This is a genomic window from Frigoribacterium sp. AP1, assembly GCF_056680555.1.
Window position 1 is genome coordinate 977,166 of the sequence record NZ_CM155288.1, and the last position, 21,946, is coordinate 999,111.

General features: G+C 72.5%; 18 protein-coding genes. 6 read left to right on the forward strand and 12 right to left on the reverse strand.

The features are described 5' to 3' along the window. The first annotated feature begins 57 nt into the window (after window positions 1-57). Entirely contained in the window at window positions 58-930 is an 873-nt protein-coding gene (locus AC1MBW_RS04720; RefSeq protein ID WP_480025624.1) for an endo alpha-1,4 polygalactosaminidase, read from the forward strand. Between the two features lie 109 nt (window positions 931-1,039). On the opposite strand, the gene AC1MBW_RS04725 is transcribed toward AC1MBW_RS04720, so the two are convergent. From AC1MBW_RS04725 to AC1MBW_RS04735, 3 genes are read right to left on the reverse strand one after another with little or no spacing between them, the layout of a single operon-like run. After that, on the reverse strand, window positions 1,040-1,885 hold the full coding sequence (locus AC1MBW_RS04725; RefSeq protein WP_480025625.1) for a transglutaminase family protein: 846 nt from the start codon (window positions 1,883-1,885) through the stop codon (window positions 1,040-1,042). After that, window positions 1,882-2,808 carry an alpha-E domain-containing protein gene (locus AC1MBW_RS04730; protein WP_054145112.1) on the reverse strand — a complete coding sequence of 309 codons (927 nt, stop codon included), beginning with the start codon at window positions 2,806-2,808 and terminating at the stop codon, window positions 1,882-1,884. Before AC1MBW_RS04730 ends, AC1MBW_RS04725 begins: the two co-directional genes overlap by 4 nt. Further along, window positions 2,802-4,556: a circularly permuted type 2 ATP-grasp protein gene (locus AC1MBW_RS04735; protein ID WP_480025626.1), complete on the reverse strand. Its 1,755-nt coding sequence runs from the start codon at window positions 4,554-4,556 to the stop codon at window positions 2,802-2,804. The genes AC1MBW_RS04730 and AC1MBW_RS04735 overlap by 7 nt, the downstream gene beginning before the upstream one ends. 243 nt (window positions 4,557-4,799) lie before the next feature. Between AC1MBW_RS04735 and AC1MBW_RS04740 the strand changes: the two genes are divergently transcribed. The 4 genes from AC1MBW_RS04740 to AC1MBW_RS04755 all read left to right on the forward strand — a co-directional run bounded on the left by AC1MBW_RS04740 (window position 4,800) and on the right by AC1MBW_RS04755 (window position 9,460). Continuing rightward, on the forward strand, window positions 4,800-5,012 hold the full coding sequence (locus AC1MBW_RS04740) for a hypothetical protein (protein WP_071255686.1): 213 nt from the start codon (window positions 4,800-4,802) through the stop codon (window positions 5,010-5,012). Window positions 5,013-5,160: 148 nt separating this feature from the next. Beyond that, window positions 5,161-5,430: a GlsB/YeaQ/YmgE family stress response membrane protein gene (locus AC1MBW_RS04745; protein WP_054145114.1), complete on the forward strand. Its 270-nt coding sequence runs from the start codon at window positions 5,161-5,163 to the stop codon at window positions 5,428-5,430. A gap of 453 nt (window positions 5,431-5,883) precedes the next feature. Beyond that, complete coding sequence (locus AC1MBW_RS04750; protein ID WP_480025627.1) at window positions 5,884-6,624, forward strand: phosphotransferase; 741 nt, start codon at window positions 5,884-5,886, stop codon at window positions 6,622-6,624. A 121-nt stretch (window positions 6,625-6,745) separates the two neighbouring features. Then, on the forward strand, window positions 6,746-9,460 hold the full coding sequence (locus tag AC1MBW_RS04755; RefSeq protein WP_480025628.1) for a phosphoenolpyruvate carboxylase: 2,715 nt from the start codon (window positions 6,746-6,748) through the stop codon (window positions 9,458-9,460). A gap of 107 nt (window positions 9,461-9,567) precedes the next feature. On the opposite strand, the gene AC1MBW_RS04760 is transcribed toward AC1MBW_RS04755, so the two are convergent. The 6 genes from AC1MBW_RS04760 to AC1MBW_RS04785 form a co-directional block, all read right to left on the reverse strand. Beyond that, entirely contained in the window at window positions 9,568-10,536 is a 969-nt protein-coding gene (locus AC1MBW_RS04760) for an SDR family NAD(P)-dependent oxidoreductase (protein ID WP_480025629.1), read from the reverse strand. A gap of 334 nt (window positions 10,537-10,870) precedes the next feature. Further along, window positions 10,871-11,509 (reverse strand): CDP-alcohol phosphatidyltransferase family protein, encoded by a 639-nt coding sequence (locus AC1MBW_RS04765; RefSeq protein ID WP_480025630.1) that lies wholly within the window; start codon window positions 11,507-11,509, stop codon window positions 10,871-10,873. Between the two features lie 109 nt (window positions 11,510-11,618). Further along, a complete protein-coding gene (locus tag AC1MBW_RS04770) occupies window positions 11,619-12,053 on the reverse strand; it encodes a DNA glycosylase family protein (protein ID WP_054145119.1) in 435 nt (144 codons plus the stop codon). A 187-nt stretch (window positions 12,054-12,240) separates the two neighbouring features. Beyond that, on the reverse strand, window positions 12,241-13,326 hold the full coding sequence (locus AC1MBW_RS04775) for an alkene reductase (RefSeq protein WP_480025631.1): 1,086 nt from the start codon (window positions 13,324-13,326) through the stop codon (window positions 12,241-12,243). Window positions 13,327-13,741: 415 nt separating this feature from the next. Continuing rightward, window positions 13,742-14,674, reverse strand: a complete 933-nt coding sequence (locus AC1MBW_RS04780) for an NAD(P)-dependent oxidoreductase (protein WP_480026075.1) — start codon at window positions 14,672-14,674, stop codon at window positions 13,742-13,744. Window positions 14,675-14,680: 6 nt separating this feature from the next. After that, window positions 14,681-15,430, reverse strand: a complete 750-nt coding sequence (locus AC1MBW_RS04785) for a lysophospholipid acyltransferase family protein (RefSeq protein WP_054145394.1) — start codon at window positions 15,428-15,430, stop codon at window positions 14,681-14,683. A 377-nt stretch (window positions 15,431-15,807) separates the two neighbouring features. Between AC1MBW_RS04785 and AC1MBW_RS04790 the strand changes: the two genes are divergently transcribed. Further along, window positions 15,808-16,281, forward strand: a complete 474-nt coding sequence (locus AC1MBW_RS04790) for a hypothetical protein (protein ID WP_480025632.1) — start codon at window positions 15,808-15,810, stop codon at window positions 16,279-16,281. On the opposite strand, the gene recQ is transcribed toward AC1MBW_RS04790, so the two are convergent. From recQ to AC1MBW_RS04805, 3 genes are all read right to left on the reverse strand, one after another. After that, entirely contained in the window at window positions 16,242-18,362 is a 2,121-nt protein-coding gene (gene recQ, locus AC1MBW_RS04795) for a DNA helicase RecQ (RefSeq protein ID WP_480025633.1), read from the reverse strand. The two genes, AC1MBW_RS04790 and recQ, sit on opposite strands and share 40 nt — an antisense overlap. Window positions 18,363-18,393: 31 nt before the next feature. After that, entirely contained in the window at window positions 18,394-19,356 is a 963-nt protein-coding gene (locus AC1MBW_RS04800) for a CPBP family intramembrane glutamic endopeptidase (RefSeq protein ID WP_480025634.1), read from the reverse strand. A 173-nt stretch (window positions 19,357-19,529) separates the two neighbouring features. Continuing rightward, window positions 19,530-21,851 carry a bifunctional metallophosphatase/5'-nucleotidase gene (locus AC1MBW_RS04805; RefSeq protein ID WP_480025635.1) on the reverse strand — a complete coding sequence of 774 codons (2,322 nt, stop codon included), beginning with the start codon at window positions 21,849-21,851 and terminating at the stop codon, window positions 19,530-19,532. Window positions 21,852-21,946 lie beyond the last annotated feature (95 nt).

A 21,946-nucleotide genomic window follows, 5' to 3' on the forward strand; every position in this document is an offset into this window, starting at 1 on the left:
TCGCCGGCGTGCTGTCCCCCGTCGGTGCCGCGGGACCGTCTCCCCTAGGCTCGCCGCATGCGCGTACCCCTCGGATTCGTCGGCCTGGTCGCCGTGGCCCTCGCCGTGACGGGCTGCACGGCCGTCGGGGCCGGGGCCGGTGAGCGACCCGAGCGCGCCTCCTCGTCCACGGTGGGGGCGTCGGGTGCCGCGACGGCCGACGGCGTCGTGCTGCCGCCCGAGGGCGCCCGCTTCGACTACCAGCTAGGAGGCGCGTCGCCGGTCCCCGACGGAGCCACCGTCGTCGCCCGCGACAGCACCGACGACCCCGCCGAAGGCGCCTACGGCATCTGCTACGTGAACGGGTTCCAGACGCAGCCCGGCGTCGAGTGGCCGGACGAGCTGCTCGTGCGCACGGCCGACGGCGAACCGCTGGTCGACCCGGGCTGGCCGGACGAGCACCTGTTCGACCTGTCCACCGAGGCGAACCGGCAGGCCGTGGCCGAGCGCCAGGCGTCGACGATCGACGGCTGCGCCGCCTCGGGCTACCAGGCGGTCGAGTTCGACAACCTCGACTCGTGGACGCGCTCGGACGGCGCCTCCGACGAGGACGACGCGGTCGCCTTCGCGACCCTGCTCGTCGCCCGGGCCCACGCCGCCGGGCTGGCGACCGCGCAGAAGAACACCGCCGACCTCGGCGCCCGGGGTCGCGACGAGGTCGGCTACGACTTCGCCGTCACCGAGGAGTGCGACCGCTACGACGAGTGCGACGCCTTCACGGACGTGTACGGCGGGCTCGTGTTCGACGTCGAGTACACCGACGACCTCCGCGGCTCGGTCGCCGAGGTGTGTGCCCGCGTCACCGCGCTCGACCCTGCCCCCTCGACGATCGTGCGCGACCACGACCTGGTGCCGGCCGGCGACCCGGCCCACGTCTACACGGCCTGCTGACCCGCGCCTCCCGCCCCTGGGCCCTCGCCCTCAATCCCGGCGAGACGTCACGACGTGCCGCTCACCTCGGAAGGCGAGCGGCACGTCGTGACATCTCGGCGGGCCGGGCCTAGGCCTCGCGGGTGATCTCGACGGTGACGAAGAGCTCGCTGTTGGACGAGCCGGCGTAGACACCGCGCAGCGGCGGCACGTCGCGGTAGTCGCGGCCCTGGCCGACGACCACGTGCCGTTCGCCGATGTCGATCAGGTTGGTCGGGTCGAAGCCGTGCCAGGTGCCGCAGAAGAACTCGACCCAGGCGTGCGACTCGCCCGTGACGGTCTCGCGCAGCTCGGCCGAAGGCTTCGGGTGCAGGTAGCCGCTGACGTAGCGCGCCGGGATGCCCGCCGCCCGCAGGGCGCCGACCGTGACGTGGGCGATGTCCTGGCAGACGCCGGCCCGCGCGGCCCACGACTCGGCGGCCGTGGTCTTGACGTTCGTGACGCCCGGCAGGTACCGCACCGCGCCTCCGACCGTCTCGCAGATCGCCATCGCGGCGGCGCACGGGTCGGCGTGCGCCGCCCGCGCCTCGGTGCCGACCTCGGCCAGGTCGGCAGGAGGCGCGGTGAGGGGCGTCTGCTCGAGGTGCTCGACGAACGACGTGCTGGCCCCCACGACCGCCGCCAGGTCGGCCCACGAGATCGTCTCGGACGGATGCGCCTGCGGCCGCACCTCGACGAGCGAGGTCGCGGTCAGCGAGAGCTGCCGGTGCGGCAGCAGCACCTCGAACGACGACACCCGCGTTCCCCAGTAGTCGACGTACTCGTGCGACGCGGCGACGGGCTCGATGCGCAGGTGCGACGAGAGCACGAACTGACCCTCGGTGTGCGCCGGCAGCATGCGCGCCTCGTTGTAGCTGGCGACCGCCTCGCCCTGGTACGAGAAGCCCGTCAGGTGCCGGATGCGCAGCCGGCTCACGACCGCTCCCCCACCCAGGTCGGTGCCGCGCTCGTCGGGAAGTACCGCTGCCGGATCGCCTCGGACGCGGCGCTCGTCGCGGCCTGCACGGTGTCCATCTGGCCGGGCAGGTCGTCGAGGATCTCGCCGATCGGCCGGTATTCGAGTTCGCTGCGCATCTGACCGAGGATGCGCACCCCGCTGTCGGACGCCGCCACCCGGTGGTTCGTCGGCTCGACGTCGCGCAGGCAGGCCTCGGCCCGACTGATCGCGAACAGCACGCTGCGCGGGAACAACCGGTCGAGCAGCAGGAACTCGGCGGCGTTGCGGGCGCTCGGCACGCCCCGGTAGGTGCGCAGGTACGCCTCGTACGCGCCGCACGACCGCAGGATCGTCGTCCACGACGGCCCGGACGCCTCGGTCAGGGTGCGGGTCGCGAGCAGGCGCGCGGTCATGTCGGCCCGCTCGATCGACCGGCCGAGGGTGAAGAACTGCCACACCTCGTCGCGGCTCGTGGCGCTCTCGATGATCCCGACGGCGAGCGCGCTGCGCTCCCGCACCCAGGCGAAGAACTCGTGCACCTTGTCGTCGGCGACCTTGCGCGGCATGCGGGCGCGCGTCGTGTTGAGACACTCCCACAGCTCGGTCGAGACGATCTCGCGGGCCCGGCGCGCGTTCTCGCGGGCGGCACCGAGCGAGTAGGCGATGGAGGCCGGGTTGTGCCGGTCGACCGCGAGCATCGACAGCACGTCGCCCCGGGCGAGGTCGCGCTCGGGGGCGTCGCTGCCCATCACGGCGAGGAGGCTGCGGCAGGCGACGTCCTCCTCGATCCAGGGGTCCTCGAGCAGCAGCTGCAGGTGCACGTCGAGGATGCGCGCCGTGCCGTCCGACCGCTCGATGTAGCGACCGATCCAGAACAGGCTCTCGGCGATGCGGCTCAGCATGATGGTCCTTCGGTCGGGGTGGCTCCGTGGTCGGGAACGCGGGACGCAGGAGGCGCGGGTCGGCCTCGTGACCCGGCCCGCACCTCCTTCGTCTGTTGCTGTTGCGCCTGCTGGTCGTTGCGAGGGTCGTCCTGGGGCGCGTGGTCGGGGCTGTGGTCGGCCGCGGCGGCCGCGGCCTCGGCGAGCTGCTCGGGCGTCACGACCGGGATCGACTGGGTCGGGGTCGTCTGCTCGGCGATGAGAGCGCTCACGTCGTGTCCGGCCCAGGCGTTGACGTCGCCGCCGACGATCCAGGTGTCCTTCGAGCCGCCGCCCTGGCTGCTGTTGACGACCAGCTGCCCCTCGGGCAGGGCGACCCGGGTGAGGCCTCCCGGCAGCACCCACACGTCGTCGCCGTCGTGCACGGCGAACGGCCGGAGGTCGGCATGGCGGGGGCGGAGGCCGTCGTCGACCAGGGTCGGGATCGTGCTGAGCTGCACGACGGGCTGCGCGATCCAGCCGCGGGGGTCGCGTTGCAGCTGCGTGCGCAACTCGTCGAGCTCGCGTCGGCTCGCGGCCGGACCGACGACGAGGCCCTTGCCGCCCGAGCCGTCGACCGGTTTGACGACGAGCTCGTCGAGGCGGTCGAGCACCTCGTCGAGGGCGCCGGGGTCCTCGAGCCGCCAGGTGTGCACGTTCGGCAGCAGGGCCTCTTCACCCAGGTAGTAGCGGATCAGCTCGGGCAGGTAGGTGTAGACGAGCTTGTCGTCGGCGACGCCGTTGCCCACCGCGTTCGCGATCGTCACCGTGCCGAGACGGGCGGCCATCAGCAGGCCGGGCGACCCGAGCACCGAGTCGGCGCGGAACTGCAGCGGGTCGAGGAACTCGTCGTCGACGCGGCGGTAGATCACGTCGACGCGTTCGGGTCCGCCGGTGGTGCGCATGAAGACGCGGCCCCCCGAGCAGTAGAGGTCGCGGCCCTCGACCAGCTCGACGCCCATCAGGCGGGCCAGCAGGGTGTGCTCGTAGTAGGCGGAGTTGAACACCCCGGGGGTCAGCACGACGACGGTCGGCTCGTCGACGCCCGACGGGGCGCTCTTCTTCAGCGCGGCGAGCAGCCGGTTGGGGTAGTCCCCCACCGGACGCACCCGCATCGAGACGAACAGCTCGGGCAGCGTCTGTGCCATGACGCGACGGTTCGAGATGACGTAGCTGACGCCGCTCGGCACCCGCACGTTGTCCTCGAGTACGCGCCAGGCACCCGCCTCGTCGCGGATCAGGTCGATGCCGCTGACCTGGATGCGCACGCCGTTCGCCGGGTCGATGCCACTCGCCTGCCGGTGGAAGTGGCTCGAACTCGTGATCAGGCCGGCCGGGATGACCCCGTCGGCGATGGCGGTCTGCGGGCCGTAGACGTCGGCGAGGAACGCCTCGAGTGCCTTGACCCGCTGCTTGATGCCGCGCTCGACGGTCGTCCACTCGGCGTGCTCGACGACCCGCGGCACGGCGTCGAGCGGGAACGGCCGCTCTTCGCCGGCGAAATCGAAGGTGACGCCCTGCGCCAGGTACGAGTCGGCCAGCGCCGCGGTGCGGCCCCGCAGGTCGTCCTGCGTCATGCCCTCGAGCGTCGCGTGGATCTCGTGGTACGCCCGACGGGGCGTGCCGTCGGGCTCGAACATCTCGTCCCACGCGGCCGCCGGCGGACGGGCGCCGGCCCGCCGGGCCGCGGCACCCGTGGTGGTCGCGTATCCCTCGAAGAGCTCACCCATGGCTCGACGCTAGCCAGGGGGTGTTGCCGGGGTGTTTCGACCGTGCGGCGGGGGTGTGTCGTGGCCCCTCGTGCAGCTGCGCGACACCTGTCGCCCAGGTCTCGACCCGGCTCGGCTCGGCCGCAGGGGAGGACGAAAGCGAACAGGAGAGCCTTCCCACCAATCCGATTTGTAACAGAGAACTCCCAGGAGGAATAGCGTGACCCGCGAACGACAAGAACGTCCCACTGGGAGGACCACCACATGCGCTTCAAGTACCTCGTCATCGCCCTCATCGCGTTCCTCGCGTACACCTACGGCGCCAAGGCCGGAAAGGGTCGCTACAAGGAGATCAGCAACTTCTTCGACTCGTTCTGGAACGACCCCAAGGTGAAGAAGGCGCGTGTCCAGGCCAAGAAGGACGTCGCCAAGGCCCGCAAGGCCGCGGTGAAGAAGGCCCGCAAGGCCTCGCACTAGTCCTCCCAGCCGCAGGGGCCCGAGAGGACGACCTTCTCACGGGCCTCTTCGCATGCGGCCGTCACACAGACCCCGCTGGCACGCACCCGATCCCGACCGTCTCAGCAGCACCAGCGCAACCCGCGCACCAAACGAAAAGGAACACATCATGGGCTTCCTCGCCTTCATCCTCCTCGGCCTCATCGCCGGCGCCATCGCCAAGCTCATCCTCCCCGGCAAGCAGGGCGGCGGCTGGATCGCCACCCTGATCCTCGGTGTCATCGGCGCCCTCATCGGCGGCTGGATCGGCGGCGCCGTCTTCGGCGTCGGCTACGACGGCTTCTTCAGCATCCAGAGCTGGATCATCGCGATCCTCGGTGCGCTCGTCGTCCTCGTCATCTGGGGCTTCATCACCGGTCGCAAGGGCAGCCGCGCGTAAGCAGCTCCCCCGCACCACGACAGAGCGGGCCGTCCCTCACGGGGCGGCCCGCTCCGCCGTTTCCAGGGGGTCGCCTTGCCGTCCCGGCGCGCCGCACCCGACCCGTGCCTCCGCGCCCTCCGTGCACCTCCTCACCCCGCGTGCCGAACCCGACCCGCACCTCCTCACCCCGCGTGCCGAACCTGACCCGCACCTCCGCGCCCCGCACCCGGCGTACCCAACCTGACCCGCACCTCCGCACCCCGCACCCGGCGTACCCAAGCTGACCCGCACCTCCGCACCCCGCGTGCCGAACCCGACCCGCACCTCCTGATCCCGCGTGCCGAACCCGACAACCGCCGCGCGCCACGCCGCTCATCTCCACTCTCCGGCCCCGATCACCCGCCGACTGTCGCGAATTGCACACCGCGGCCACGCAACAGGGGCAGCAGGTGCGGGTGCGAGACTCGGGTCATGTGGACGCAGAACCGGCCCGACCCCGACCTCGAGGTCCCGGAGGCGGTGGTCGCGACCGCAGGCAGCGACACGATCACCGCGGTGTGGCGGAACGAGGCCGGCGGCACCACGTACCGCCTGGGCGACGGGCCGACCCGACGCTTCGCGAAGTGGGCCCCGCACGGCAGCGGCCTCGACCTGCACGCCGAGGAGATGCGGCTGCGCTGGGTCGTCGACTTCACCCCCGCCCCCCGCGTGCTCGAGATCGGCGGCGACGACGCGGGCGAGTACCTGGTGACGGCGGGCGTGCCGGGGCGCAGCGCCGTCGACCCGCTCTGGGACGGCGACCCGGCGACCGCCGCACGCCAGGCGGGACGGGGGCTGAGGCGACTGCACGACGCGCTGCCGGTCGACGAGTGCCCCTTCAGCTGGTCGGTGGACGACCGGATCGCGACCAGCGGGAAGGCGCGCACCGCGCCTCCTGAACTCGGCGACCCGCCCGCGATCGACCGCCTCGTCGTCTGCCACGGCGACCCGTGCGTGCCCAACACGCTGATCGGCGACGACGGACTCTGGTCGGGGCACGTCGACTTCGACGCCCTCGGCGTCGCCGACCGCTGGGCCGACATCGCCGTCGCCACGATGAGCCTCGGCTGGAACTACGGCCCCGGCTTCGAGCAGACCTTCCTCGACGCGTACGGCGTCGCCGACGACCCCGTCCGCACGGCGTACTACCGGGCGCTCTGGGCCGCGACGTGACCCGGGGCTGAGCTGCCCCAGGGGCCACGACGCCACGATGTCGGCACCGCGCCACGAGAAAACCCGGCGGTCTGACCAGAACGTGGCGTCATACATCGCCCGGGTCGTCCAAGATGGTGCGGTGACCGACATCGAGACCACACGACGACACGACGGCAGCCGTGACGACATCAGCGGCGCCGTCGACGGCAGCCTGCGTCAGGACGTCAGCTACCTCGGCAGCCTGCTCGGCCGGGTGCTGCGCGAATCCGGCGGGGACGAACTCTTCCAGGCCGTCGAGGACGTCCGGGCGGCCGTCATCGCCGCCTACGAGGGGGCCGACGGCGCGAGCCTCGACGACGCCCAACGCCTCGTCGACGCCCTCGACCAGGGGCTCGCCGAGCAGGTCGCGCGTGCCTTCACCTGCTACTTCCACCTCAGCAACCTCGCGGAGGAGCACCACCGCGTCCGTGTGCTGCGCCGCCGCGGCAGCGAGGCGAGCGCCGCGGGCGACTCGGTCTCGGCCACGCTGCGCCAGCTGACCGACGAGGTCGGTGCCGACGAGGCCTCGAAGCGGCTCGACGCCCTGCGCTTCCACCCCGTGCTCACGGCGCACCCGACCGAGGCCCGCCGCCGTGCGGTCGCGTCGAGCATCCGTCGCATCAGCGACCTGATGATCGACCGCGACCGACTCGAGAACGACGTCGCCGTGGCCGAGGCCGAACGTCGCCTGCTCGAGGAGGTCGACACGCTCTGGCGCACCTCGCCGATCCGCACCACGCGCCCGACCCCGCTCGACGAGGTCCGCACGGCCATGAGCATCTTCGACCAGACGCTCTTCGAGATCGTGCCGCAGGTCTACCGCCTGCTCGACGACCGGCTGCTCGGCGACGCCGCCGGCCGCGAACCCGCCGTCGCCCCCGCCTTCATGCGCCTCGGCACCTGGATCGGCGGGGACCGTGACGGCAACCCGCACGTCACGGCCGAGGTCACCCGGGCCGCCGCCGACATCGCCGCCGAACACGTCCTGCTCGGCCTGCACCGCGCGACGACCCGCATCGGCGGCACCCTGACGCTCGACGAGGCCGAGACCCCGGCCTCCGACGAGCTGGTGGCCCTCGCGGAGGCGCAGCGCGGGATGGACGCGGACGTCGCGTCCCGCATCGGCGTCCGCTCACCCCACGAGCTGCACCGCCGCGTGCTGATGTTCGTCGCGGCCCGCATCGACGCGACCCGCCGCGAGGGCGCACCGCTCGCCTACGGCCACCCCGACGAGCTGCTCGCCGACCTTCGCGTCGTGCAGCAGTCGTTGCGCGCGGCAGGCGCCCACCGCAGCGCCAACGGCGACCTGCAGGGCCTCGTCTGGCAGGTCGAGACGTTCGGCTTCCACCTCGCCGAGCTCGAGGTGCGCCAGCACTCGCAGGTGCACCGCACGGCCCTCGCCGAGCTCCGCGCGGCCGACCCGGTGGCGGGTGGGGAGCGGTCGACCGGCGGCGACGCCGGGTCCGACACCGCGCCTCCTGCTCGGAGCGAGATGACCGACGAGGTCCTCGCGGTGTTCCGCACGATCGCCGACCTGCAGAAGCGCTACGGCGTGCGGGCCGCGTCGCGCTACATCGTGTCGTTCACGCAGTCGTCGGCCGACCTGGCCGCCGTCTACGAGCTCGCCGAGCGCGCGATGGGCGACGAACCCGCGCCCGTGCTCGACGTGATCCCGCTGTTCGAGACGTTCGCCGACCTCGAGGCCAGCACGCGCATCCTCGACGAGGCCCTGCAGACCGAGGCGGTGCAGAAGCGCCTCGCGGCGACCGGCCGCCGCCTCGAGGTCATGCTCGGCTACTCGGACTCGTCGAAGGACGTCGGGCCCGTCTCGGCCACCTTCGCCCTCTACGCCGCCCAGGCCCGCATCGCCGACTGGGCCGCCGAGAACGACATCGAGCTGACGCTGTTCCACGGTCGCGGCGGCGCCCTCGGCCGCGGTGGCGGACCTGCCAACGAAGCCGTGCTGGCACAGCCGCCGGCCTCGGTCGACGGCCGCTTCAAGATCACCGAGCAGGGCGAGGTCATCTTCGCCCAGTACGGCAACAAGACCATCGCCGCCCGACACGTCGAGCAGATGGCCGCGGCCACGCTGCTGGCGTCGAGCCCGTCGAACGAGGAAGCCAACGCGACCGCCGCCACCCGGTTCGCCGAGGTCGCCTCGACGATGGACGTCGCCTCGCGTGAGGCGTTCTTCGGCCTGGTCAAGGCCGACGGCTTCGCGTCGTGGTTCGCCGCCGTCACCCCCATGGAAGAGGTCGGGCTGCTCGCCCTCGGGTCACGTCCCGCCCGTCGGGGGCTCTCGGTCGAGTCACTCGAAGACCTCCGGGCGATCCCGTGGGTCTTCGCCTGGACCCAGGCCCGCATCAACCTCGCCGGCTGGTACGGCCTCGGCTCGGCCCTCGAGGCCGTGGGCGACCTCGACCTGCTGCGTGAGGCCTACGCGGCCTGGCCGCTCTTCTCGGCGATGATCAAGAACGTCGAGATGTCGCTCGCCAAGACCGACGAGCACATCGCCCGCGAGTACCTGGCGCTGGCCGACCGCGACGACCTCGCCGGACGCGTGCTCGACGAGATGACCCGCACGCGCAAGTGGGTGCTCGCGGTCAGCGGCCACGGCGAGGTGCTCGACGGACGCCCGGTGCTGAGCCGCGCGGTACGCCTGCGCTCGCCCTACGTCGACGCGCTCTCACTGTTGCAGCTGCGTGCCCTGCGGGCGATCCGCGTCGCGGGCGGTGGTGACCCGGCGGACGCCGACCACCGCCTCCTGCTGCTCAGCGTCAACGGGATCGCCGCCGGGCTGCAGAACACCGGCTGAGCCGCCGACGCAGGACGCAGGAGGCGCGGGCTGGGTCGTCGACCCGGCCCGCGCCTCCTGCGTCCTCGGCCCGTCAGCCGGGCGAGCCCGTGAGCCGGGCGTGCCCGTCAGCCGACCAGCTGCTCGCTGAGCGCCCAGAGGCGGTCCGACTGCTCGGGGTCGAGGGCGTAGTCCTTGACGCCGCGGCCCCGGGCGTCCTCGCGGAAGGGCTCGGCCTCGGCGACGTCCTCGAAGTAGCGGGCGCCGACCCCCTCGACGAGCGGGTGGACGGCCACGAAGACCGACGTCGCGGCCCCCTGCTGGGTCGACTTGAAGGCCGGGTTGGGAGTGCCGTCCTCGTCGATCCAGCCGCGGTCGAGCATCTCCTGTTTGGGCAGGTGGCGCTGCAGCGGGGTGAGGATGCCGCCCGGGTGCACCGCGTTCGCCAGCACGCCGTCGTCGGCCCAGCGCTGCGTGACGCCCACCGCGAAGAGCGAGTTCGCCGTCTTGGACTGGCCGTAGGCCGACCACGGGTCGTACGGGCGGCGCTCGAACATCACGTCGTCGAACACGACGGGCGAGAAGTGGTGGCCGGTCGAGCTGAGCGACACGAGGCGTGACGGGGTGCCCGAGGCCTGGGCCCCCTCGACGAGGGCACCGCGGAGCGCGTTGGCCAGGGCGAAGTGCCCGAGGTGGTTGTTGCTGAACTGCAGCTCCCAGCCCTCGGGGGTGCGGGTCTCGGGCGTGGCCATGATGCCGGCGTTGTCGATCAGCACGTCGAGCGGACCCTGCCACGCGTCGGCGAAGGCCTGCAGGGTGTCGCGCTTCTCGAGGTCGAGGATCGCGGCACGGACGGTGCCGTTGCCGTTGCCGTCGCCGGTGCTCTGGCGGATGTCGGCGACGGCTTGCTCGCCCTGCTCGGGACGGCGGACGGCGAGGGTCACGTCGGCCCCGGCGGCGACGAGGGAGCGGGCGGTCTCGATGCCGATGCCGGACGCGGCGCCGGTCACGACGATGCGTCGGCCGGTCAGGTCGAGGCCGTCGACGACCTCGTTCGCGGTGGTGGCGGCACTGAAGGGGGTGGTGATGCGAGTCATGCGGTCGACGTTACGCCCGGGAGGGTGCGCCTCTCCCGGGGGACCGGACGCCCGGGCACGTCGCGACCGTCACCGCGCTCCCGGGGGTGCCGAACCCGACCGGCACCGCGCCTCCCCGCGTGCCGAACCCGACCGGCACCGCGCCTCCCCGGGGTGCCGAACCCGACCGGCACCGCGCCTCCCGGGGGTGCCGAACCCGACGACCGCTGGCCGCCACGCCGCCCTATTCGGCGGGAAATCGTTTTCCCCGACCTCGGTTGTCGCGAATTGCACACCTGGGCAGGGCAGGGCGGCAGGGCAGGGCAGGGCGGCAGGGCAGGGGCGCGGGTGCGGGTCAGGCGGTGCGGCGCGCTCGGCGCATCCGGACGAGCGCGGCGGCGTAGAGCGCGGCCGCGACCCAGTGGCCGACGAGGCCGACCCACAGCACCACGAGGCCGATCGTCCGGCCTGCGGCACCGGCATCGGCGAGCGGGACCGACGCCGCGCCTCCTGCCGTGCCTCCCGACCCGCCGAACTGGTCCACGACCGCCGCCGCGACCAGCACGAGCAGCAACCCGACGAAGATCAGCGCGGTACGGACCTTGCCGACCCACGTCACCGGGAACGACGCCCCGGCCAGCACGAACAGGGCGTACGCGCTGAGCAGCAGGTCGGGCACCAGCAGCAGCGGCAGCACAGGCCAGGGCACGAGCCCTCCGGCGACGAACGCGATGACGACGACGATCACGGTGATGCGGTCGGCCACCGGGTCGAGCCACTTGCCGAGCTCGGACGTCGTGTTCGTGCGACGAGCGATGAACCCGTCGAGGAAGTCGGTCACGAAGACGACCGCGATGACGACCATGGCCGACCAGTAGTGCTGATCCACGATCAACACGAGGAACACCGGCAGCAGCAGCAGCCGCGCCGCCGAGATGGCGTTGGGCACGGTGCGCCACTCGTCCTGACGGAACAGCTTGTCGACGAGCGTCACGAGGCCCCCTCTGCGCGATCGCGCGGACTGTCGGTGCGGTCGCACCGGTCACACCCGAGGAGGCGCGGGTCGCGCCCCCGAGATCGCTCCGAGTCTACGGGTGCCCCGGTCAGGCGGTGCCGTAGAGCGCGTCGGGCAGCTCGCGCGTGAAGATCTCGGCGGTCTTCGGGCCGACACCCTTGAGGTCGGTCAGACGGCGGGTCAGGTCGGCCCGGTCCGCGGACGACCGCACGAGGTGGTTCACCGAGCCCCAGTCGGAGTCGACGCGCCCCATGACCTCGTGCAGCTCGTCGCTCATCACGTGGTCGATGCGGGCGTAGCCGGCCTCGTCGAGCAGCCGCCGCAGCCCCTCGTGGTCGTGCTCGGCGAAACGGGCGGGGCTGGTCAGCCCGTGGTCGATCAGCACCTGGTAGGTGTCCGCGGCGACGCCCTGCTGCACGGGCCGACCGAACAGCACGCTCGCGAGCAGCCAGCGGTACAGCTGCTGCGGCGAGCCCTCGCTCACGTCGATCCCGAGGTCGGACGGGTGCTTCACGTCACTCATGCCGTCCTGTCTACGCCCGGTGCGCGGCGCGGGTGACGCGATCCGCGCCTCCTCGGATCGCCGCGGGCGCCGGATGCCGCGCGGACCGCGCGGACGGGCCCCTCGACGACGAACCCCGTTCCGTGCGATGAACCACGAAGGAACGTGGTTCGTCGCACGGAACGGGGTTCGCGGTGCAGGCGACCGACTAGCGGTCGGCGTGCTGCAGCGTCGGGTAGTCGGTGTAGCCCTCGGCACCCTCGGCGTAGAACGTGGCGGGGTTCGGCTCGTTGGCCTCGTGGTCGCCCTGCCAGCGCTCGACCAGGTCGGGGTTGGCGATGGCGAAGCGGCCCACGGCGACGGCGTCGGCCTGGCCGTCCGCGACCTCGGCGATCGCTTCGTCGCGCGTGGTGATCTGGCCGAAGCCGCTGTTGGCGATGAACGCGCCGCCGAAGCGCGTCCGCAGGTCTTGCACGAGCTCGCCGCGCAGGTCGGCCTGCAGCACGCTGAGGTAGGCGAGGCCGAGCGGCGCGAGGCCCTCGACGAGCGCGCGGTAGACGGCGGTCACGTCGGCGACGTCGGTCTCGACGACGTCCTGGATGTTGTGCATGGGCGACAGGCGGATGCCGACGCGGCCGGCACCGATCGCTTCGGCCACGGCGGTCGCGGTCTCGATCGCGAGGCGGGCACGGTTCTCCGGCGTTCCGCCGTACTCGTCGGTGCGGACGTTCGAGACGGGCGAGAGGAACTCGTGCAGCAGGTAGCCGTTGGCGCTGTGGATCTCGACGCCGTCGAGCCCGGCCTCGAGCACGGCGCGCTTCGACGCGGCGACGATGTCGGCCGTGACCTGGTGCACCTCGTCGGTGGTGAGGGCGTGCGGCACGGGGAAGTCGACCTTGCCGGCCGAGGTGTGCACCTGACCGTCGATGGCGATCGCGCTGGGGCCGACGATGCGGTCGGTGCGGGTGATGTCGGTGTGCGAGACGCGGCCGCCGTGCATGACCTGCATGACGATCTGGCCGCCCTCGGCGTGGACGGCGTCGGCGACGCGCTTCCAGCCGGCGACCTGCTCGTCGGTGACGATGCCGGGCTGGCCGTCGTAGGCCTTCGACTCCTGCGAGGGGTAGGTTCCCTCCGTCGTGATCAGACCGAAGGAGGCGCGCTGACGGTAGTGCTCCACCACGACGTCGCCCGGGATGCCGGCGTCACCGGAGCGCAGACGGGTGAGGGGCGCCATGACGACGCGGTTGCGCAGCTCGAGCTGGCCGAAGGTGGCGGGAGAGAAGAGGTCCAAGGGTGGTCCTTCCGAACGATGGGTCGCCCTCGGGCGGGGGCGCTCGTGAGGCAACCCGGCGGTTGCACGCTGCATTCCCCGCCGGGTGCGCCGACACCCTCGGAAGTCATCGAGACCCCTGTGCGCGGGCTGGGGTGTCGGCCACGTCCCCGGGGCCAGGCGCGCCAGCGGTCGGGCGGTGACGAGGACGGCCGTGCCTCCGCCGCCCTCTCCGGCACGGGCCGCTGAACCCCGCCCCGGGCACGTCGCGACCCTCGCCGCCTGGCCCCCCTGTGCAATTCGCGACAGCCGAGCTGCTCGACGTCCGATGAACCCCACTCCGTCGGCGTGTCGCCAGCCCGGCTGTCGCGAATTGCACACGAAAGCCACGGCCGGAGGTCGGGAACGGCTCACGGTCGAGGAGGCGCGCGTCGCCTCACCGAGGAGCATCCACCTCCGGCCGGGCCGGCCCGCTCAGCTTCTCCCGGTCGAAGCCGGTGCGGACCGCGGCGATGTCGTCGTCGCCGTGTCCCTGCTCGGCGGCCGCCGCGTAGACGCCGGACAGCGCCTCGAGCAGGCCGGTGTCGAAGCGCGTGCCCCGGGCGGCCTCGCGCATCAGGCCGAGGTCCTTGCGGATGCCGTCGAGCGCGAACTGGGCCGGGTACTCGCCGGCGATCATCGTCGCGCCCTTGAGGTGCGCGTACGGGGTGTCGGACTGGCCGCCGTCGATCGCGTCGAGGAAGAGCTGCGGATCGAGGCCGAGAGCCTCCGTCAGCGCGAGCGACTGGGCCGTGGCGGCGGTGATCGTGGCGATCCAGGCGTTAGCGGCGAGCTTGAGCGCCGTCCCCTGCCCGACCGTGTCACCCGCGACGATCGTCTTCGAGCCCATCGCGTCGAGCACCGGACGCACGGTCTCGAGCAAGGCACCGTCGCCGGCGGCCAGCATGACGAGCTTCCCCGTCGCGGCCGGCTTCTTCGTACCGAGCATCATCGCCTCGACGAGCCGGAGCCCGTGCCCGTCGGCCGCCCGGACGACGCGGGCCGTGTCGGCCTCGCCGATGGTGCTGGCCTGAACCCAGACGGCGTCGGGACGGCTCGCGTCGGCCGCGTCGTCGAGGACCTCGAGCACGGCGTCGCCGTCGAACAGCACGGTGACGATCACGTCGACGGCCTCGACCGCCTGACGCGCCGTGTCGGCGACCACGGCGCCGTCGGCGGCCAGCGGCTCGGCCTTCGACCTCGTACGGTTCCAGACCGTGACGTCGAACCCCTCGCGCAGCAGTGTTCCCGCCACGCCCTGACCCATGATGCCCGTCCCGAGCACTGCGACCTTCATGGCTCCGACGCTACGCCCGGTGCGGGCGAGCAGCGCGGCTCAGTCGAGCGGATCGGGCCCCACGGGGTCGGGCCGCATCGCGCGGCGCACCCGCGCGACGACCGACGGGGCGGGCGGATCGTTGTACGAACCCGCCTCGACCTGGCCGCTGAGCCGTTGGATCGCCGCCATCACCTCGTCGGTCGCGTGCCGACGAGCCCGACCCGACCTCGCCTCGCCGTGGCGCGAGAGGTCGAGGGGCTCGCCGAACTCGACGGTGACCTTCCGGAGGCGCGGGAGGCGTGCGCCCGCCGGTTGCAGTTCCTGGGTCCCCGTCAGGGCGACCGGCACGACCGGGGCCCCACTCGTGAGCGCCAGCCAGGCGACGCCCGTCCGACCGCGGTACAGCCGCCCGTCGAGGGAACGCGTCCCCTCGGGGTAGATCGCGAACGCGTCGCCGTCCGTCAGCTTGCCGAGCCCCAGGTCGAGGGCGTGCTGCGCCGCGGACCCGGCTCCTCGCTCGACACCGATCGCGCCGATGCCCGTGAAGAACGCGCGCGACGCACGACCCCGGAGACCCGAGCCGGTGAAGTAGGCGTTCTTCGCGAGGAACGAGACCTGACGGGGTGCCAGGAGGGTGATCACGACGCTGTCCATGAACGAGAGATGGTTGCTGGCCAGGATGACGGCACCACGCCGCGGGACGTTGCGGCGCCCGACCACCCGGGGACGCCAGACCACGCGCACGAGGGGTGACAGGACCGAACGGCTGAGGGTTGTGAGCACGCTCCACTGTGCCGGACACCACATTCCCCGAGGGGCATGGCTCGCCCCTGCGCCTCACCCGGGGCCCGTCGGCACCCACCCACACCACCCGATTCGGGGAACAACGGGTGTCCCCCTCAGGGAGGATTGCCGCCGACTGACCGGCACCCTATCGTCGGAGGTCGATCGGAACAGGACGTTCGTCCGGTTCACGACCCCTCGAGCGAGTCCTCGTCGGGGGATCGACCCGAGAACCGGAACGAGCGCCGCGACGCACCGCCGAACCCTGCGGGCGGTGGTCCGGCCGGACGAGCGGACGGTCCTTCGCGCCTCCGACTCCGACATCCGGGGGCGACCCAGGACGGCCCGGGACGCCCGGCACCATCACCCGACGACAGCTCCGACGCCCCGAGAGGACCGCCATGGACGACGAGACCGTGACCACCCGCCCCTCGCGTCTGCCGTTCGTCTTCGCCGTCACCGCGCTGATCTACACCTACTTCGCCGTCACCAGCATCGTCGGTGCCGGCACGTCGGTCGGCGTCGGTCTCACCGCGACTGTCGTGGCGACCGGCCTCTACGTGCTGTCGACGATCGTCTGGCTCGCGCTCGTCGTCGTGGCCGTCTCGTCGGTGCGCCGGACACGACGAGGTGCTGCCGTCGACCAGACGAGCATGCGCTTCGTCGGACTGGCACCCCCGGCGGGCGGGGCCCTGCTGCTCGCCGCGGCCTACGTCGCCCGCATGAACGGACAACCCTTCCTCGGCGGGTTCGAGGCCATGGTGATCACGACGGTCGCACTGGTCGTCCTGTCGCAGGCGTTCCCGTTGCTCGGATTCGGCCCGTCGACCCCGGGTCAGCGCCAGTCGTCGGGCGGCGGCGGCGCGTCGTCGTAGGGGTCGAACGGAGCGTCGGACGGCAGGTCGTAGAGATCGTCGGCCGGCACCTCGGGCACCTCGTCGACCGCGGGCGGTGCCGCACGGCGGGCAGCCCGACCGGCGGCCGGGGCCGTCGACGTCGCTCGGGGCGAGCGAGCCGCGCTGCTGCCCGCCGCGGACGCCGACGCCGTCGCGGTCGACCCGGCAGCCGCCGCGTCGGCCGGGGCGGTGCCGCCCACGACGGCGAGGACCTGCTGACCGTAGGTGTCGAGCTTCTTCTGACCGACGCCGCTGATGCCCGCGAGCTGGTCGAGCGAGGTGGGCCGTTCGGACGCGATGCCCCGCAGGGTGACGTCGCCGAACACGACGTAGGCCGGGACGCCCTGCGCCCGGGCGACCCCGGCGCGCCACTCGCGCAGGGTCTCGAACAGGGCGGCGTCGTCGCCGGTCAGCTCGGCGGCACCCCGCGACGAGCCGCGGCTCGACGATCCCGAGCCACCCCGCGCGCGGGCCGACCGCACCGGGCGCTCGGGCTCGCGTCGCAGCCGGACGGTGCGGCTGCCCGAGAGCACCTCGCCCGCGGCGTCGGTGAGCAGCAGCGTGCCGTACCCGTCGGGCGAGACCGCCAACAGCCCCTGGGCGAGCAGCTGCCGGACGACGCCCCGCCACTCGACGTCGTTCAGCTCGGTGCCGATGCCGAAGGTGGACAGTTGCTCGTGGCGGTTCTGGAGGACCTTGGGGGTCGACTTGCCGACGAGGATGTCGACGATCTGGCCCGCGCCGAACTGCTGGTTGCGCTCGCGTTTCAGCCGGACGACCGTCGAGAGCAGCTTCTGGGCGGGCACCGTGCCGTCGAGCGACTCGGGCGGCGAGAGGCAGGTGTCGCAGTTGCCGCAGGCCGTGCTCGCCTGGCCGAAGTAGCCGAGCAGCTGCACGCGTCGACATTCGACCGTCTCGCACAGGGCGAGCATGGCGTCGAGGTGGGCGCCGAGCTTGCGGCGGTGCTCGGCGTCGCCCTCGGACTGGTCGATCATGCGTCGCTGCTGCACGACGTCTTGCAGGCCGTAGGCCAGCCACGCCGTCGAGGGCAGGCCGTCGCGGCCGGCACGGCCGGTCTCTTGGTAGTAGCCCTCGACCGACTTGGGCAGGTCGAGGTGCGCGACGAAGCGCACGTCGGGCTTGTCGATGCCCATGCCGAAGGCGATGGTGGCGACCATGACGATGCCCTCGTCGCGCAGGAACCGCGCCTGGTTGCGCGCCCGGGTCTGCGCCTCGAGGCCCGCGTGGTACGGCAGCGCCGGGATGCCCTGCTTGACCAGGAACTCGGCCGTGCTCTCGACCGACTTGCGGGACAGGCAGTACACGATGCCGGCATCGCCGTCGTGCTCGGTGCGGATGAACCGCAGCAGCTGCTGCTGCGGGCCGTCTTTCGCCTCGATGCGGTACTGGATGTTGGGCCGGTCGAAGTCGGCGACGAAGTGCTTCGCGTCGTCGAGCTCGAGGCGCCGCGAGATCTCGCGGTGGGTGGTCTCGGTGGCCGTGGCCGTCAGGGCGATGCGCGGCACGTCGGGCCAGCGCTCGTGCAACACGGACAGTTCGAGGTAGTCGGGGCGGAAGTCGTGGCCCCACTGCGCCACGCAGTGCGCCTCGTCGATGGCGAAGAGCGAGACGTGGCCCCGGTCGAGCAACGACTTGGTGGACTCGAGCTTGAGCCGCTCGGGCGCGAGGTAGAGCATGTCGAGCTCGCCCTCGACGAACGCCTGCTCGACCGCACGACGACGGTCGGGGTCTTGGGTCGAGTTGAGGAACGCCGCGCGGACGCCGACGGCCTCGAGGGCGTCGACCTGGTCTTGCATCAGGGCGATGAGCGGCGAGACGACGATGCCCGTGCCCTCGCGGACGAGGGCGGGCACCTGGTAGCAGAGCGACTTGCCGCCACCCGTGGGCATGAGCACGAGGGCGTCGCCGCCCTGGACCACCTGGTCGATGATCTGCGCCTGCTGGCCACGGAACTCGTCGTAGCCGAACACCCGGTGCAGCACGTCGAGGGCTGCGGTGGGGGCGTCGGGGGCCAGGGCGGGCGAGGCGGTGGTGGTCACGCGACGAGTCTACGAGCGGTCACCGACGCGGTCAGCCGACCCGCGCCTCCTGGGGACGCTCGTCGGCGGGAGGCGCGCTGGGGACGAGAGGAGCGCTGCGGACCGTCACGAGACCGGTTCGTCGAGCCGCCCTGAGCACGAGCCACACGTAGAGCGGCGTCGAGACCACCGTCACGGCGAGGGCGAGGGGGCTGCCGTCGCTCGACTCGACGCCCGCGAACGGTGCCGACAGCAGGAACAGCACGGTGTTGTTGAGCACGTGCGCGACGATCGCCGCCTCGAGTCCGCCGGTGCGCCAGGTCAGGTAGGCCGCGGCCACGCCGAACACGGCGACGTCGAGCATGCCCCAGGGGTTGTAGTCGTGCGCGAACGCGAAGGCGACCGTCGGCAGCACGACGGCCACGACCGGGAACGCCACCCACGACCCCAGGGTCTGCATCGCCAGGCCGCGGAAGGCGTACTCCTCGGCGGTCGCCTGGAGCGGCGTCACGACGAGGATGACGACCACCGCCCACACCAGGGTGTCGACCGGCGTGGTGACGGGTCCGGTGCCGATCGGCTCACCCGAGAGCGGGGGCACGACGACGTAGCTGAGGCCCACCGTCAGGGCCATGAACGCGAGCCCGGGCACGATGCATCGTGCGAGCCACCGCCACCGCAGCCGCCCGGCGACGCTCGAGAGGCTGCCGACCGCCCCGGGACCGACGATGAGCGTCCCCAGCATGATCGCCGGCAGCATGATCGCGATCGAGGCGAGCGTCGTGAAGAGCACGAGCGGGTCGGCCGCGGCCAGCGCGTCGCCCTCGATGCCGCGCTGCAGTCGTTCGGCGGCAGCGGTCCCACCGACGGCCGTGGTCACCCCGAGGACGCCCCCGTAGACCACGACCGAGGCGAGCAGGTACGTGACGACCGCCACGACGGCCGCGAGCAGCGGTTTCCACCACCGGTACGAGGGCAGCGACCGGAACAGGCGGTGGTAGGCGAACGTCGTCACGCGACGAGCGTACGGGAGGCGCGGTGCCGGCCCCCGGGAACACCACGAGGAGGCGCGGTGCCGGTCGGTCGCGCCGCCGCCGTCACCACCGCGCGAGGGTCGCCACGAACTGAACGTCGCACCGCCGGTTTCAGCGGTGCGACGTTCGGTCGGTGGTGCGTAGCCGGGAGGCGTCAGCCCTCGGTGGGCGTCACCGTCGCACGGAGGCGGCGACGGCGGGCGACGACCAGCGCCGAGCCACCGGCCAGCATCAGGGCGAGTGCGGCGAGGGCCGCGAGACCCAGGCCGTCCTGGCCGGTGAAGGCCAGCGAGCCGTCGGCGTTGCGGACCGTGCCGGCGGGCGTCGTGCCCGAGCCCGAGCCCGAGCCGGGGGTGGTGCCGGGCACCGTGCCACCGGGGGTCGTGACCGGGGGCGTGGTGCCGGGGTCGGTCGGGTCGACGACGACCGGCTCGGCGGCCGCGGCGAACACGACCGGGACGGTCGCCGTCGTGCCCGTACCCGGGACGCTCAGGACGACCTGTCGGGTGACCGGCCCGGCGGTGGGGGCCGTGATGCCCTCGGGGACGACGAAGTCGAGCAGGGCACGACCCTGCTCGTCCGAGTTGTCGAGCACGGTGGCGTCGATCGGCGCGGACCCGAGCTCGACACCGTCGAGGGTCGCGGTCACGACGCCGGGCTGCGCCGCGGCCAGCACGACCGCGGAGTCATCGCTCGCGACCTGCTGCAGAACCAGCGACGAGAGACTCATCGACACCGTGTCGCCCGCGGCGAAGCCACCGGCCGGTGCGGCCGTGACGCCCGAGACGCCGACCGAACGCGACGCGAAGTCGGGGTCGGAGGGGTCGCCGGCCTGGGCGTCGAAGTACTCGAGCTGGCTCTGCAGGTCGACCTTGCCGCTGTCGGCGTGGGCGCGACCGTTCGCGAAGGCGGCGAACCCGTCGCCACCCGAGGCGAGGAACGAGTTGACGGTCACCTTGTAGATCGTCGCGTCGTCCATCGCCACGCCGTCGAGCGAGACGGCGGCGATGCGGGAGCCCGCCGTCGCGGCGGGGTCGTAGGTGTAGGTCAGACCTTCGGACGTACCGAGCTTCAGGGTGCTGGTGCGAGCGGCCGTCGGCCACTGCTGCTCGAGCACCTGGCGGATCTCGGCACCGGTCATGTCGACCACGACCAGCGTGTTGGCGAAGGGCTGCACGGCCGCGGCGGCCTTGTAGGTCACGTCACCGTCCGGTGCGACGAAGGGCAGGTCGTCCCGCAGGCCGCCGGGGTTCATGAAGGCGAGCTGGGCACCGCTCGCCGTGGTCGACGCCAGCTGGATGTCGGCGACGAAGTTGCCGAGCGTCGACTCGCCCGCACGGTTCGACACGGGCAGCCCGTTGGCGTCGGGGGTCGCGTTGTAGGCACGGTTGAACGAGTCGCTGATCGAACCGATCACCTCGGCCCCGCGGTCGGCGGCCACGGCCACGGCAGCCGCGACGATGCCTGCCACGGCGGGGTCGGGCGTGAAGGCGCCGTAGAGCGGCACCAGGCGGTGCGACGCGATCGTCACCCGGTCGCGGAACGCGGTGGCGGCGGGGTCGACCGTCATGGTCACCCGGGCGAGGTTCGTCCCGTAGCTGCCCGTCTGGACGACGGCGCGCTGCGGCCCGCCGTCGGACGGCGTGACGAGGTAGTCGTAGCCCTGGTGCGTGTGCCCGGAGAAGATCGCGGACACGTCGCCCGAGACGCCGCGGGCGATCTCGCCGAACGCGTTGTCACCGGTGACGGAGTCCAGGCTCCCGGTCTCGGCGCCTTCGTGCAGCAGCAGGACGATCGCGTCGGCGGCGTCGGTCTCGACGATGTCGTCCGCGACCGCGTTGACCGAGTCGACGACGGGGGCGAAGGTGAGCCCCTCGATGCCGGCCGGGCTGACGAGGGTCGGCATGGTCTCGGTCAGGGCGCCGATGAAGGCGACGCGGACGCCCCCGATCTCCTCGACGACGTAGGGGTCGTAGGCGGGCGTCCCGTCGCTCTTCAGGATGTTCGCGTTGACGTAGGGGAAGTCGCTGTTCGTCTGGACGCGACCGGTGAAGTCTGCCTGGCCCTTGTCGAACTCGTGGTTGCCCGGCGTGCTGACGTCGAGGCCCATGGCGTTCAGGGCGTCGAGGGTCGGCTCGTCGTCCTGGATGAACGAGGTGAACGTCGAGGCGCCGATGTTGTCACCCGCCGAGACGAAGAGCGTGTTCGGGTTCTGCTGCTCGACCGACTCGACCGCACCCGCGAGGACCGCCGCGCCGGCGATGGACGCGCGAGCACCCGGGGCGTCGGCCTCGAGCCGGCCGTGGAAGTCGTTGATGCCGACGAGGTCGATCGTGACCGGCACGGCCTGGGCGGGTGCCGCGGCGACGAGGCCGAGCAGCATGGTTCCGGCGGCGACGGACGCGAGGGCGGCACCGCGGACGCGCCGCCGGCCTCCCGTCGGGACGGACTCGGATGACGGGGGGCTGATGCGCATGGGCGTCGGTGCTCCTGGAGAAGACGGTTCGGGTGGGACGGCACCCCCCGACAGGGGGCACAGCACACGACCATAAGTTCTCGCTGGGGACTCGA